This is a genomic window from Algibacter sp. 2305UL17-15, from assembly GCF_040720935.1.
In the GTDB taxonomy this organism is placed as follows: domain Bacteria; phylum Bacteroidota; class Bacteroidia; order Flavobacteriales; family Flavobacteriaceae; genus Jejuia.
On sequence record NZ_JBFDAE010000003.1, the window covers coordinates 1 to 14,539 of the forward strand.

Here is a 14,539-nt window from a genome sequence, read left to right on the forward strand (position 1 = left end):
CAATGCCAATTAGAAATTGGGGAATTATATTGAACCAATTTTTAGCTATATTTGAAAACAGGATTAAACTATAAATAATTTAACCCTGAGTTTTGAAACTTACACAGATTTTAGGATAGTGTCTTTGCATCAAATTCAGCTTCAATAAATTCATCTCTACTGATCCAATATTCAGAGGTAGTTAAAATATAAGTATTTTCAGAAGTAGCTTTTAAATCCCAAATAATATGTTCAGCTTCATCAAATTCTTCTTTTCCAGCGAGTTGGTCTTCAAATAAACGTTTTATCACATTGCTTTTAGCGAGTGAAACGCTCAACGCTTTTAAAACAACTTCTTTAGAAATCTCTTTATTTGGTGTGATTTCAAATTCAATAACAGTCGCTTTGGCATTAGGAAAAGAACCATTATAGGCTTTATGCAGCAACTGATTAATGTTGAACAACTCATGATGAAACGAAATATCTGCATATTCTTCCGAAATCTTATCTAACAACATTTCATGGGAAATTTGTTCAATTTGATTTTCATTTAATGAATCTGAAAATTTATAACTTAATACAATGACAGCAGCTTCTGTGGGTTCAAAATCTGAAATAGCCATAAAGAGTAAATCTTTCAATTCTTCAGGGTTAGAATTGACAGCATCTGGAAAATCAAAGCGATCAAGCAATTCAATAATAGCTTCATTACTCCAGGCATCTGTGAATTCATCTACCGTTTTTACACTATTAATGACGATATGGTATTTCATAAATTTGAATTTGTTATTGTAAATTTAGTTTAAATAGTAATCATTTAAAAGCATAAAATGCAAAAGACCCGAGTTAAGACTTGAGCCTTTTACAGTACTAAAATTATAAGCTATTCTTATTTGTTCTTCTTTTTATCTTTACCTTTTGGTTTGTCAAAATTAGCTTTCAGTTCTTCTAAAGTAACTTCGCCATTAGCATCTCCGTCCAATTTTGTGTATTTTTTTTCTAATTTTTCAACTGGTACTTCATTTTACGTTTAGCAGATTTAAACTCCTCTAAAGAAATGGTTCCGTTTTTATCAGCGTCAAATCTCTTTAACATTTTTTCAAAGTTTGGTTCTTTTTTTTCTTGAGCAGATGCTGCTGCAGTAAAAGCAAATAGCCCTAATGTTAATACGCCTAACTTTAAAGTATTTCATTTCTTTTTCTCAATTTTAATTTATAGTGAAATAGTTCAAAAAAATTAGACTGTAAGTTCAAGTAATAAGTGCAATACAACTATTTAAAACTGAAAAAGGTTTAATTGAGACTAAAATATTTTTAATTTATAACACTTTTTACAAACGTTTCAATCGAATTGACACCCTCGTTAGTCACATGTTTCACAAAAGCACTTCCAATAATAGCGCCTTTTGCATACTGCGTTGCTTGGGTAAACGTTTCATTATTACTAATCCCGAAACCGATAATCTGGGGGTTTTTTAAATCCATTTTTGCAATACGTTCAAAATATGAAGTTTGTTCTTCCCCAAATCCAGATTGCGCTCCAGTTGTACTCGCACTACTTACCATATAAATAAATCCGTTTGAAATAGAATCAATATATCTAATCCGGTCGTCACTTGTTTGTGGTGTAATTAAAAATACATTTATTAATCCATATTTCTCGAAAATCGCCTGGTATTCATTATGATAAACATCAACTGGTAAATCCGGAATAATCAGTCCATCAATACCTAATTCTTGGCATTTTTTGCAAAATTTTTCAACACCATATTGAAACATAGGATTAAAATAGCCCATAATGATTAATGGAATATTCACGGTTTTCCTGATGTCTTTTAATTGATTAAAAAGCACCTCGGTAGTCATGCCATTTTTTAATGCTTTTGTAGAGCTATCTTGAATAGTTGGTCCATCGGCCAATGGGTCACTAAATGGCAATCCAATTTCAATCATATCCACACCGTTTTTTTCTAAATCTTGGATTATAGAAACGGTATCATCAATATTCGGATATCCAGCTGTAAAGTAAATAGACAGCAGTTTTTTATCCATTTTCAATTTTTCAACAATTCTATTCATGTGTCGTTTTTTATTTTTTATGGCGTTTCCCCTCGCTCATACCTACAAGGTTAGAAAAAAACCTTGCAGGGTCGCTCACGGTCGGGCTATCCGCTATATCTTTTTTGCTTTTAATGGCAAAAAAGGATGCCGCTTCTATCCCTAACGCGGGCAAATCCGCCAATGTCAATTATTAACCTACAAGGTTTGTGTATTCTTGTAAGTGTCTTTTATATAGACCTGTCAGGTTTTTAAAACCTGACAGGTCTTGTTAACTTATTCGTATTTTAATTTATAGACTATTTTTCTTAAAATATCGGATGTTTCTTCGCGTTAGGGATTGAGCGATTGTTGGAGCTCCTCGCAGAGAGCGACTCGTGAAAGCCCGACCCCTTGTGGGTAACGCCCAAATATTAAATCTTAAAATAATCTATATAATTCTCTAAATCCTTATCTCCACGACCAGACAAACTCACAACAACAACATCATCTGGCTTAAACGTTTTTTGTTCAAAAATAGCTAAAGCATGAGAGCTTTCTATGGCTGGAATAATGCCTTCCAGTTTACAAAGTTCTAAACCAGCATTCATAGCGTCTTCATCTGTAATGGCCATGAATTCTGCGCGCCCAGTTTTGCATAAATGTGCATGCATTGGACCAACACCAGGATAGTCCAATCCTGCGGAAATAGAGTAAGGTTCTGTTATTTGTCCGTCTTTAGTTTGCATTAACAAGGTTTTGCAACCGTGGATAATACCTTCTTTTCCTAAAACTGAAGTGGCAGCACTTTCGCCAGAATCTACTCCTAAACCAGCAGCTTCCACAGCAATTAGACCGACTTTTTCTTCGTGTAAATAATGGTAATATGTTCCTGCAGCATTACTACCTCCGCCAATACAAGCCACTACATAATTAGGGTTTTCTTTACCTGTTTGTTCTTTTAATTGCCATTTAATTTCTTCTGAAATAACAGCTTGAAAACGCGTTACCATATCTGGATAAGGATGCGGGCCAATTGCAGAACCAATAATATAGTGTGTGTTTACTGGATTATTTATCCAATCTCTAATGGCTTCGTTGGTAGCATCTTTTAGAGTTCTGCTTCCTGATAGTGCGGGTACAACTTTAGCACCCAACATTTTCATTCTAGCTACATTTGGTGCTTGTCTTGCAATGTCAATTTCGCCCATATAGACGATACATTCCAACCCCATTAAAGCGCAAACAGTAGCTGTTGCAACACCATGTTGACCTGCTCCAGTTTCAGCAATAATTCTAGTTTTACCTAAACGTTTCGCCATTAAAATCTGACCAATAGTATTGTTTATTTTGTGCGCGCCTGTATGGTTTAAATCTTCACGCTTTAAATATATTTTCGTGTTATATTTCTCTGAAAGTCGTTTCGCAAAATAGAGTGGTGAAGGACGCCCAACATAATCTTTAAGGAGTTGATTAAACTCCTTTTGAAAGTCAGGTTCTGCCATAACTTTCAAATAGTTTTGGCGTAACTCTTCTACATTAGGATATAGCATTTCTGGTATAAATGCACCTCCAAACTCGCCGTAGTAGCCTTTTGCGTTTACGTTATAATTCATAATTTTTTCTTTTTCGTCATTGCGAGATTTTTTGTGAAATAAGCTTGTCCTGAGCGGAGTCGAAGTATGGCAATCTGTTTCTTTTGATGAGATTACTTCCTCGCTTTCTCTCCTCGTAATGACGTTGCTTTTAAATGCTTTTAAATCTTCAATGTTTTTTAATCCAGGTTCAATTTCAAATTTGCTGTTCACATCAAAAGCATAGCAGTATTTTGATGCTTTGCTGTTTGTAAATTGATTAATCTTTTCAACTTCGTTTAATCCTATACCACCACTTAATAAGAATGGTTTTTTTGATGGGTAATTGTTTAATACATTCCAGTCAAATGTGTAGCCGTTGCCACCAGGCAACTTCCCTTTGGTATCGAAAAGAAAGTAATCACAAACATCTTCATAAGGCTTTAGAATACTGAAATCAAATTCATCTTTTATAGAGAAGACTTTGATGATTTCTAGCTTTTTGTCATTGCGAGACTTTTTTTCTAAGTCGTGGCAATCTGCTTCTATTAAAGAGATTACTTCGTCGCTTTTCTCCTCGTAATGACGTTTTAATTTTAAGCAGTATTCAGGAGATTCCTTTCCATGCAGTTGAACAGCTTGTAAATTGTGTTGGTTAATTTTTCCTATTACAAAATCTAAATCTGCATCTACAAAAACGCCTGTTTTTTTAATTGAGTTTGGTAATTCTGGAATCGATTCAGCATCAAAGTGTCGCGCGGATTTTTCATAAAAAATAAAACCAAGATAGTCAGGTTGCAATTCAGCAACTTGCTCAATATTATCTTGATATTTCATACCGCAAACCTTTAATTTCATCCTTCTAAGGTTTTTATAAATTCCGTTGCACTTTCTCCCGGGTTATCAGTTTTCATAAAGTTTTCTCCAATTAAAAAACCTTGATATCCGTAAGGTTGTAACTCTTTAATGGCTTCAATATTACTAATGCCGCTTTCGGATACTTTTACAAAATCGTTTGGTATGAGATTGCTTAAGGCTTTACTGGTTTCTAAACTAACATCGAAAGTTTTTAAATTCCTGTTATTTACACCTAACATATCTAAACTGGGCATAATCGATTTATGTAATTCTTCTTCGTTATGAACTTCTAAAAGCACATACAGATTCAAACTTTTTGCAAATTCTGAAAATTGTTTGATTTCATGTCTTGTTAGTATTGCTGCTATTAACAGAATAACATCGGCGCCATAAGCTTTTGCTTCTAATATTTGGTATTCATCTATAATAAACTCTTTTCTTAATAAAGGCAGATTACAAGCTGCTCTTGCGGTTAGTAAATCGTCTAAAGAACCACCAAAATATTTACCATCTGTTAAAACGGACATCCCGCAAACTCCTGCAGATTCATAACCTTTTGCTACATCTTGAACATTTAACGTATTATTAATTACAGATTTAGAAGGTGAACGCCGTTTGTGTTCTGCAATAATTCCTGATTTGCTGTTACGTAAGTTATCTGCAAGTGAAACTGTTGCTCTTTCAAATAGAATAGATTGCTCTAATTGAGAAACTGGAATGAGTTGCTTTCTTAACTCAACTTCTTTTCTTTTATCTAATGTTATTTTATCTAAAATATTCATCTTTATGTTTATTTCTGTTCATTTTGTCTTGATACACTATTTAATTTGAAAAGTCCAGTGGACGTTTTAAATTAAATACGATGAACCAAAAAATCAAATCAATCTGAGGAAATTGCTCAAGCACCATTCGCTTTCGGAATTACGCGCTTAAAGCTGCGCTTTGCAACTCCATTAAACTGCGTTTGTATCTTCAATTTAAAATATATTTTAAATCTCAATAATGCTCATTATTTCTGCAGATTGATGATTCGGACTATGTCCGAACTTGGGTTTTGACTTTCTGCTATTTTCTTTTATATTTTTCAAATTATTTTCTAATCTTCCTAACTCCTAACTCCTAACTCCTAACTCCTAACTCCTAACTCCTAACTCCTAACTCCTAACTCCTAACTCCTAACTCCTAACTCCTAACTCCTAACTCAATCAATGTATCTAAACTCGTTTTCGCTTTACCTGAAAACAAGGATTCTTTTGCCATTTCAAAACCTGCTTGATGCGAAATTTGCTTTGAGGTTGCTATAGCTAATCCTGCATTGGCGCAAACGACATTGTTTTGGGCTTCTGTCCCTTTTCCGCTAATGATATCAACGAAAATGTTCGCTGCATCCTTAACGGTATTTCCTCCAAAAATAGCATCTTGTTTAATCTTAGAAACTCCCAAATCCTCTGGTGAAAACAATTTTTCAGTATGATTGGAAACTATTTTTGCTTTTCCTGTTAATGAAATTTCATCATAACCATCTAAGGCATAAACGATATTATAGTTCGTTTCTGTATTTTGGTATATAAAACTATAGAGGCGTAAAAGTTCTAAACTAAAAACACCTAGCATTTGGTTTTTTGGAAATGAAGGATTAACTAAAGGGCCCAACATATTGAAAAAGGTCTTAACGCCCAATTCTCTTCTGATAGGAGCAACGTTCTTCATTGCTGGGTGAAATAATGGTGCGTGTAATATGCAAATTCCGGCTTTATCGACACATCGTTTTAAAAAATCTTCATTATTGGAAAATTTTACGCCTAAATGTTCCATAACATTTGATGAACCAGACGTTGATGATACACCATAATTACCATGTTTGGAAACGTTAACGCCTGCACCTGCGGTAATAAAAGAAGATAGGGTAGAGATGTTGAACGTGTTTTTGCCATCGCCTCCAGTACCAACGATATCAACTGCATTAAAGCCGCTGAGGTTTATGGGTACGCAAAGTTCTAAAAGGGCATCTCTAAAGCCTTTTAATTCTTCTATGGTAATGCTTCGCATCATGAAAACAGATAGGAAGCATGTTATTTGGCTAGGGTTATACATATCGTTTGATATGTTAACTATAACCTGTTTTGCCTCCTCGGTTGATATGGTTTCGTGATTTATAAGTCTGTTTAGTATGTCTTTCATCCTCTCCCTAGCCCTCTCCGAAGGAGAGGGGATTGATTTGTTATTTGATTCTATTATTTTTCACTATTAAATCCCCTTTCGGGAATTTGGATAACTTTTTTTAAGCCCCTTCGGGGTTTGGGGAATTCACCCAATTCTCCAATATCTTTTTTCCTTGTGGTGTTAATACCGATTCTGGATGGTATTGAACTCCTCTAACATCATATGTTTTATGCCTTAAAGACATGATTTGTCCGTTTGCATCAAAAGAGGTTGCTTCCAAGCTCTCAGGTAATTCTGGATTTACAACCCAAGAATGGTAACGCCCAACTTCCATGTTTTTATCTAAATCTTTAAAGATATATTCATCATCGACACATAAAGTTACATTGGTTGCAACACCATGATAAACATCCTCTAAATTAATTAGTGAGCCTCCAAAAACTTCTCCAATAGCCTGTTGACCTAAACAAACCCCAAGGATACTTTTTGTAGGTGCGTATTTTTCAATAATAGCTTTTAATAAACCGGCTTCATCAGGAATTCCTGGGCCTGGAGATAATACAATTTTATCAAAAGGTTGTACATCTTCTAAATCTAATTTATCGTTTCTTACAACGGTTACATCGCAATTTAAATCTTCTAAATAGTGGACAAGATTGTATGTAAAACTGTCGTAATTGTCTATAACTAATACTTTTTTCATAAGCCCCTCTTAATCCCGAACTTAATCGGGAAACTGTTTATGTTAAACTTTTTTTCGACTTTAATTTCTGTTAAAATGTTTTTTTCTACCAAGAAGTTTTCAAACCTTTCTAACTTCTAACTTCTAACTTCTAACTTCTAACTTCTAACTTCTAACTTCTAACTTCTAACTTCTAACTTCTAACTTCTAACTTCTAACTTCTAACTTCTAACTTCTAACTTCTAACTTCTAACTTCCAACTTCTAACTTCCAACTTCCAACTTCCAACTTCCAACTTTAGATATCTTCCGCTAATTTAATAGCTTTTGTTAATGCGCCTAATTTATTATAAACTTCTTGCAGTTCACTTTCTTGATCGGATTTTGAAACCAATCCTGCGCCTGCTTGCCAATTGAGTTTGTAATCTTTACTTAAAAAAGTCCGTATCATAATGGCATGATTAAAATTACCATCAAAATCCATAAAACCAATGGCGCCTCCATAATAGCCACGACTTGTTTTTTCGTAATCTTCAATAAGTTGCATCGCTCTATGTTTTGGCGCACCACTTAAAGTTCCTGCTGGAAAGGTGTCTGCCACCACTTGCATGGTTGAGGTTGTGTCGTGCTTTTGTCCCGTAACTTTACTCACTAAATGAATAACGTGAGAGAAAAACTGAACTTCGCGATACGTGACCACTTTTACGTCACTGCCATGTCGGCTTAAATCATTTCTGGCTAAATCTACTAGCATGACATGTTCGGCGTTTTCTTTGTCGTCATTTTTGAGCTCTTCTGCTAGAATTTCATCTTTGGCCTCATCGCCTGTGCGCTTGAAAGTCCCTGCAATAGGATGTATTTCGGCTAGTCCATCATCAACAATAAGTTGTGCTTCTGGTGAACTTCCGAAGATTTTAAAATCGCCATAGTCAAAATAGAATAGGTAAGGCGAAGGGTTTATACTTCTTAAAGCGCGGTATATATTAAAATCGTCGCCCGTGAATTCTTGAGAAAAACGTCTTGATAATACGAGTTGGAATACATCTCCGCGCTGGCAATGCTTTCTGGCTACTTCAACATGTTCTCTAAATTCCTCGTCAGTTAAATTAGATTTAATAGCACCTTTTGAATTGAAATTATAAGATGCAAAGTTTTGAATGTTTATGAGTTTGTCTATCGCGTCAATATTATTTTCGGTGTCTTCATAACAATGTGCGAAAATATAAGCTTCATTTTTAAAGTGATTAATGGCTATGATGTTTTTGTAAACCGCATAATACATATCTGGAATAACCACAGAATTGTCCTTTTTGCTAATTTGAACATCTTCAAAATACCGCACAGCATCGTAAGCTGTATAGCCAAAAATGCCGTTGTTGATGAATTTGAAATCTTCTTCCGATTTCGTATCGAATTTTTTAGTGAATTTATGAATTTCCTCAGCTACATTCACATCTTTTGTTATTTCCAATTCTGTTGAACTGCCGTCAGGGAAAGTTTCTGAAATCACCTCGTTTTCAACTTTAATAGTCGCAATAGGGTTAAAACAGATATATGAGAAATTCTTATGGCTTCTATGATAATCGCCACTTTCCAGCAAGATACTGTTGGGGTATTTGTCGCGTATTTTATAATAGACAGAAACCGGCGTAATAGTATCTGTTAGGATGCGTTTGTGATGGGTATAAAGACTATATTTTTTCATAAAATCTGTCATTGTCTTTTCCGCGAAGGCGGAAATTTTTTAATTCAAATTAAGTTCATATAAAGAAATAAGATAAATCATTCCAATCAGGATTTAAATCATTTATTAGATTTATTTTCCATGATCTATTCCATTTCTTAATCTGTTTTTCTCTTTTTATTGCTTCAATTGCACTTTCAAATTTTTCATAGTAAACCAATATGTCTAGTCCATGTTTATTTGCAAATCCCTTAGTATATTTCTTTTTATATCGAGTTATTCTCTGTTTTATGTTTCCTGTCATTCCAATATATAATATGCCATCTTTCTTGTTAGAAATTATATATACATAAAATGTTTCATCATTATACATTTCGTTTTCATATATTTTCTGCCCTCGTGGAAATAACAACATTTTAATTAGTTTCCGCCTTCGCGGAAATGACAACATTTTAATTAGTTTCCGCCTTCGCGGAAATGACATTGTTTTATATAAAAAAGGCTTGTCGTGAATGACAAGCCTTTTGGATATTTTAAGTTTTAAATATACTAGGATTTTACTTCACGAATTTTAGTTTCGAAAGCACCACCACCAAGTATTGTTTAAATTTTTATTCATTTTTATTTTTTCTACGCACCAAATATAAAGATGAAAATAGAATTACGCAATTCTTATCCTGATTTTTTAGATAAAAAAACTACCATAAGATTATGGTAGTTTCAATCGACCATTGAGAAACAAGAGAGATTTAGTTTGCTATTAACCTGAGTTTGCTCAATAATCTAATAAGTTCGGTGGCCTCTTTATCCGTTAGGGAAGCAACCATATTTACTTCTTCGCCATCAATTGTTTTATCAATCTTTTCTAAGAAGCTTAACCCTTCAGCAGTAATACTGATATCAATTTTTCTTCTATTGGCTTTGTTTATACTTTTAACAACTAGCCCCTTTTTTATAAGCTTATCAACCAATCTGGTTGTATTGCTCATTTTATTTATCATTCTATCTTGTACAACACTAAGAGAAGCCGGTTTGCCTTTTTGACCTCTTAAAATACGCAATACATTAAACTGTTGTATTGAAATATCATGAGGTTTTAAGGTTTTATTTAATGCTCCATTTATTAATGTATAGGTATGTAAAATGTTTACAACAACACTCTTTGATAATGGAATATCCGAACTTATTTTTAAAATATCCTCTATTCTCATCCCTAACCGTTGTATATACAAATGTAAAAAAAGAATTATTAGTGAGATGTGTTTTGATTAAATATTTGTTAAACAGTATTTTGATAGCGTTGTATTGTGTAAATTTATGTCTGATTTAATAATTTATGAAGTTAAATATGTTACTTTTTTTGTTGGCTACAGTATTTTCTTGTGCTGATAAAAAGAAATCAGAGGTTCTAACAGAAGTTGATAATCACAAAATTGAAGCTATAGAAACTAATGCTCAAGAGGTTGATTTAGAAATATATGACTTTGAAGGTTTTAAGCAGTTTTTAAATAAAAAAGATAATAAAACGTATGTCATTAATTTTTGGGCTACATGGTGTGGGCCCTGTGTAAAAGAATTGCCTTATTTTGAGAAGCTGAACGAATTATATAAGGACAAAAACGTAGCGGTTATTTTAGTGAGTTTAGACTTTCCGCATGTTTATGAATCTAAATTAAAACCATTCATTATTAATAAGAATTTAAAGAGCAAGGTTATTGTTTTAAATGATTCAAACGAAAATAAATGGATCAACGAAATAGATGAATCATGGTCAGGCTCTATACCTGCAACCATAATTTATAATAAGAATGAACGTAAGTTTTTTGAGAAATCTTTTACCTATGAAGAACTTGAAAAAGAAGTTAAACAAATAAAATAAACAGATGAAAAAAATAATTAAAGTAGTATCTATCGTAACTTTGGTAATAGTTACAAGTGCATTTACCAATTCTAAAATTAATCACGATCGTGGTTATGACATTGGGGATGTGGTCGATGATTTTTCGTTAAAGAATATTGATGGAAAAATGGTGTCGTTAGCAGATTATAAGGATGCAAAAGGATTTATAGTCACATTTACCTGTAATACATGCCCGTTTTCGGTAGCCAATGAGGACAGACTTATTGCTTTAGATAAAAAGTATGCCCCTAAAGGCTATCCTGTAATTGCAATAAATCCAAATAACCCTAATTCAAAACCAGGAGATAGTTTTGAGGCAATGCAGGAAAGAGCTCAAGAAAAAGGCTTTACATTTCCGTATTTGGTAGATGAAGGGCAAAAAGTATATCCAAAGTTTGGAGCCACCAAAACGCCCCATAATTTTGTGTTAGAGAAGACGAAAAAAGGATTAGTTGTAAAATACATAGGTGCTATAGATGATAGTTCTAGAAATCCTGATGCTGTAAAAGAAACTTATCTTGAAGATGCTGTTGACGCTTTATTGGAAGGAAAAGAGGTTAAAGTGAAAAAAACTAAAGCTATAGGTTGTTCAATTAAGGTTTAAAAAAGGGCAAGAAATTTGCAAAGAAGTCCGAGGTGTAATACTTCGGATTTTTTTTCGTCTATACATTTAGTTATATTAATTTTGCAGCATATAATTTTTTTAAAAAAAACATGGAAGATTTAACACAAGAAGAGTGGACAGAACAACTGGCTAAAGATGATAATGCCGTTGTTTTGGATGTAAGAACTGAAGCTGAGGTTGCAGATGGAATTATCCCCAACGCCATTCATTTAGATATATATAAAGGGCAGGAGTTTATCAATGAAATAGAAGACCTAGATAAAAGTAAAAATTATTATGTGTATTGTCGTTCTGGTAACAGGAGCGGACAAGCATGCCAAATCATGGAACAACTCGGTTTTGAAAATGCGTATAATCTTGAAGGCGGTATGCTAGATTGGACAGGAGAGGTTGTTGATTTAGAATCTTAAATAAGAAGTATGAAAAAAGTTCTTTTCATATTTTTGAGTTTTATGGCAGGAAGTTGCCAATTGTTTACCCAAAACGAATCAGTTAAATTAAACTCAGAGGCATTTAAAGTTGAGATAAGCAAAGCAAATGTTCAGCTTGTAGATGTAAGAAAACCAGATGAGTTTGCTACGAGTCATCTGAAAAATGCAAAAAACCTCAATTATTTTTCCGAAAGTTTTGCCGATAACGTTAAATTATTAGACACCACTGCGCCAGTATTTATTTACTGCCGTTCCGGAAAACGAAGTGCTAAAAGTGTTTCAGTATTTAAAGAAGCGGGTTTTGAAACTATTTATGAATTGGAAGGTGGGATTTTAAATTGGAACAACAGCCATTTGAAAACAACATCAGAATAATAGTCTTGAGAAAATAGAAGTTAACTATTGATTCTTTGGGATATTATCAACTTTGACCTTTTTTTTAAGTACTTTACCTTTTTTATTTTAATGTATGTACCTCTTTGTGCTACTTTTATTAAATAATTTAGAAAGTCTGGAAAGATTTTTATAAATTTAAAAGATTTTACCTCAAAAGATACAATTATGGAAAATGGCTTAATAATATTAGGATTGATAGGATTACTCTTTTTAAGCATGTATGGTTATGCTTACGGAACTGTAGCCTTAGAAAAAATGCGTCTTAAAAAACAAGAACAAGAATTAGAGCGTATTGCTGCAATTAAGCATGAAGAGCGTTTGCAAAGACAAAAAGCTAGGGATGAAAAGTTGGCAAAACTTAAAAAACGTAGTGATGAAATACGTCTTGAGTTAAATCGTTTAGAGAAAGTTAATACTCAAAATGCAACCAAAGACCAAATGAAGGTTGAGAAAATGAAAAAAAGAATTGAGGAACAGCAAAAGGCTAGTTAAAACAATAAGCACATTAAAAGTTATAAATATTGAAGCACTCTAATCAGAGTGCTTTTTTTGTGGGTTATTTTGTCGGGTTAAACCATTCTACTGCTCATTTATAAATAGAACAATACTTTAAAGATAGATAATAAAATTACAAAAGATAAGATATTGGCATTGGTACAATAAGTTTAAATTAAATGATTTTTGGTCATCATCGTGAAGCGGTTAAAGTAAAATGAGAACATATGTTTCAGTATTCTATACATATGACATTAAAAAAGACTGAAAAAATAGCAATATTTACCTATCAATATAAATCAAACCAAAACCAACTATCTATGAGAGTACTCAACTTCGCAATCATAGCTTTTTGCTTATCATTTGTTGCATGTAAAAAAAGCACTTCCTTTTGTAGCATAAAAGAATTTGGAGCTATAGGTGATTATAAAACCAATAATACTTTAGCTATTCAATCGGCCATTGATGCTTGCCATAAATCTGGAGGAGGAGAAGTTCTTGTAGAAGGAGGCGATTATGTTACCGGAACAATTCTATTGAAAGATAACGTTACCCTAAAAATTGAAGAAAACGCGTCCTTAATTGGAAGCGAAAACCCAGAGGATTATAGAAATATAGACTCATTTGTTGATGCCACAGGGCAGGTTAGGGGTAAATGCTTAATTGGAGCAATTGATGCTAAAAATATTGGATTGGTAGGTACTGGAGTGATAGATGGTAGAGGTAAAATCTTTGAGAGTAAAACACTTCGTGAAAAATTAATGAATAAAGGTTATGAAAAAAACACCATAAACAAATTAGTAGCAAACAGACCTTTTTTAATTCGTTTTGTAAGAAGTGAAAATATAAAAATGGATGGTCTGTTGTTGAGACAGTCGGCAGCTTGGACATGCCATTTTTTTCAATGTAACGCTATAAATGTTAATCGTTTAGAAATATACGGCCATGCCAATAAAAATAATGATGGTATTGATATCGATTCAAGTCACGATGTGCAAATAACAAATTGTTATATCAATACTGGCGACGATGCTATTTGTTTAAAAACCACAAGCCCGTTGCCAACTTATAATGTTAAGGTAAGTGATTGTACATTAAAAAGTGAATGGGGAGCAATTAAGTTAGGAACAGAATCTATGGGCGATATGTACAATATCGATATCCGACGGTGTAAAGTAAATTATACTAAAGGCGGAGGTATAAAAATATTGAGTGTAGATGGTGCCAATATTACTGATGTTACAATAGATAGTATTAATATGACAAACGTAGATATGCCCATTTTTATAAGGTTGGGAGAGCGTCTGCGTACTTATAGAGATGCGCCAAAACGGGAGGTAGGATCCATAAACAATGTGAATATTTTAAATATTACAGGGTCATCGGCAGATTTAGATGGGTCTAGAGTATCTCCACCAGCTGGTGTTTTTATAACTGGAACGCCTAATTATAAAGTGGGTAAAATTAATTTAAAGAATATCTACATTACATTGCCTGGAGGTGGTTTAGCTGAACATAAAAATATTAATGTAATAGAAGATGAAACAAAATATCCAGAGTTTAGTCTTTTCGGAATTTTACCATCTTATGGATTAATGGCTAGACATGTTGAAGATCTCAATTTAGAAAATTACAAATTCATAATAACCAGACCAGATGAACGTCATGATATTTTAACGTTGGATGTGGATAATTTTAATAAAAAGTAATTTATGGT

16 protein-coding genes and 1 pseudogene are annotated in these 14,539 nt (G+C 33.2%); 6 read left to right on the top strand and 11 right to left on the bottom strand.

What is annotated here, in order from left to right:
* Window positions 1–110: 110 nt before the first annotated feature.
* The 11 genes and pseudogenes from ABXQ82_RS03705 to ABXQ82_RS03755 form a co-directional block, all read right to left on the bottom strand.
* Entirely contained in the window at window positions 111–752 is a 642-nt protein-coding gene (locus ABXQ82_RS03705) for a hypothetical protein (protein WP_367055054.1), read from the bottom strand.
* A gap of 226 nt (window positions 753–978) precedes the next feature.
* Window positions 979–1,074 carry a hypothetical protein gene (locus ABXQ82_RS03710; protein ID WP_367055057.1) on the bottom strand — a complete coding sequence of 32 codons (96 nt, stop codon included), beginning with the start codon at window positions 1,072–1,074 and terminating at the stop codon, window positions 979–981.
* A 218-nt stretch (window positions 1,075–1,292) separates the two neighbouring features.
* Entirely contained in the window at window positions 1,293–2,057 is a 765-nt protein-coding gene (gene trpA / locus ABXQ82_RS03715; protein ID WP_367055060.1) for a tryptophan synthase subunit alpha, read from the bottom strand.
* Window positions 2,058–2,449: 392 nt separating this feature from the next.
* Window positions 2,450–3,631, bottom strand: a complete 1,182-nt coding sequence (trpB, locus tag ABXQ82_RS03720) for a tryptophan synthase subunit beta (protein WP_367055873.1) — start codon at window positions 3,629–3,631, stop codon at window positions 2,450–2,452.
* A 144-nt stretch (window positions 3,632–3,775) separates the two neighbouring features.
* Window positions 3,776–4,447, bottom strand: a pseudogene (locus ABXQ82_RS03725) (phosphoribosylanthranilate isomerase); the annotation flags it as partial.
* A complete protein-coding gene (gene trpC, locus ABXQ82_RS03730; protein ID WP_367055063.1) occupies window positions 4,444–5,229 on the bottom strand; it encodes an indole-3-glycerol phosphate synthase TrpC in 786 nt (261 codons plus the stop codon). The gene trpC and the pseudogene ABXQ82_RS03725, both read right to left, overlap by 4 nt.
* 400 nt (window positions 5,230–5,629) lie before the next feature.
* Window positions 5,630–6,628 carry an anthranilate phosphoribosyltransferase gene (gene trpD / locus ABXQ82_RS03735; protein ID WP_367055066.1) on the bottom strand — a complete coding sequence of 333 codons (999 nt, stop codon included), beginning with the start codon at window positions 6,626–6,628 and terminating at the stop codon, window positions 5,630–5,632.
* 100 nt (window positions 6,629–6,728) lie between these two features.
* On the bottom strand, window positions 6,729–7,313 hold the full coding sequence (locus ABXQ82_RS03740) for an aminodeoxychorismate/anthranilate synthase component II (RefSeq protein ID WP_367055069.1): 585 nt from the start codon (window positions 7,311–7,313) through the stop codon (window positions 6,729–6,731).
* Between the two features lie 276 nt (window positions 7,314–7,589).
* The gene (locus ABXQ82_RS03745; protein WP_367055072.1) at window positions 7,590–8,996 is read right to left on the bottom strand and encodes an anthranilate synthase component I family protein; all 1,407 of its coding nucleotides are present in this window, start codon (window positions 8,994–8,996) and stop codon (window positions 7,590–7,592) included.
* Between the two features lie 55 nt (window positions 8,997–9,051).
* Window positions 9,052–9,390, bottom strand: a complete 339-nt coding sequence (locus ABXQ82_RS03750) for a GIY-YIG nuclease family protein (RefSeq protein ID WP_367055075.1) — start codon at window positions 9,388–9,390, stop codon at window positions 9,052–9,054.
* 334 nt (window positions 9,391–9,724) lie between these two features.
* A complete protein-coding gene (locus tag ABXQ82_RS03755; protein WP_367055078.1) occupies window positions 9,725–10,186 on the bottom strand; it encodes a MarR family transcriptional regulator in 462 nt (153 codons plus the stop codon).
* 125 nt (window positions 10,187–10,311) lie between these two features.
* Here ABXQ82_RS03755 and ABXQ82_RS03760 point away from each other — a divergent pair, with 125 nt between their 5' ends.
* From ABXQ82_RS03760 to ABXQ82_RS03785, 6 genes are all read left to right on the top strand, one after another.
* Window positions 10,312–10,854, top strand: a complete 543-nt coding sequence (locus tag ABXQ82_RS03760) for a redoxin family protein (protein ID WP_367055081.1) — start codon at window positions 10,312–10,314, stop codon at window positions 10,852–10,854.
* A gap of 4 nt (window positions 10,855–10,858) precedes the next feature.
* A complete protein-coding gene (locus ABXQ82_RS03765; protein ID WP_367055084.1) occupies window positions 10,859–11,479 on the top strand; it encodes a thioredoxin family protein in 621 nt (206 codons plus the stop codon).
* Between the two features lie 110 nt (window positions 11,480–11,589).
* Window positions 11,590–11,910, top strand: a complete 321-nt coding sequence (locus ABXQ82_RS03770) for a rhodanese-like domain-containing protein (protein ID WP_367055088.1) — start codon at window positions 11,590–11,592, stop codon at window positions 11,908–11,910.
* A 9-nt stretch (window positions 11,911–11,919) separates the two neighbouring features.
* Entirely contained in the window at window positions 11,920–12,306 is a 387-nt protein-coding gene (locus ABXQ82_RS03775) for a rhodanese-like domain-containing protein (protein WP_367055091.1), read from the top strand.
* Window positions 12,307–12,492: 186 nt separating this feature from the next.
* Complete coding sequence (locus tag ABXQ82_RS03780) at window positions 12,493–12,819, top strand: hypothetical protein (protein WP_367055094.1); 327 nt, start codon at window positions 12,493–12,495, stop codon at window positions 12,817–12,819.
* A 323-nt stretch (window positions 12,820–13,142) separates the two neighbouring features.
* The gene (locus tag ABXQ82_RS03785; protein ID WP_367055097.1) at window positions 13,143–14,531 is read left to right on the top strand and encodes a glycosyl hydrolase family 28 protein; all 1,389 of its coding nucleotides are present in this window, start codon (window positions 13,143–13,145) and stop codon (window positions 14,529–14,531) included.
* The last annotated feature ends 8 nt before the right edge of the window (window positions 14,532–14,539 follow it).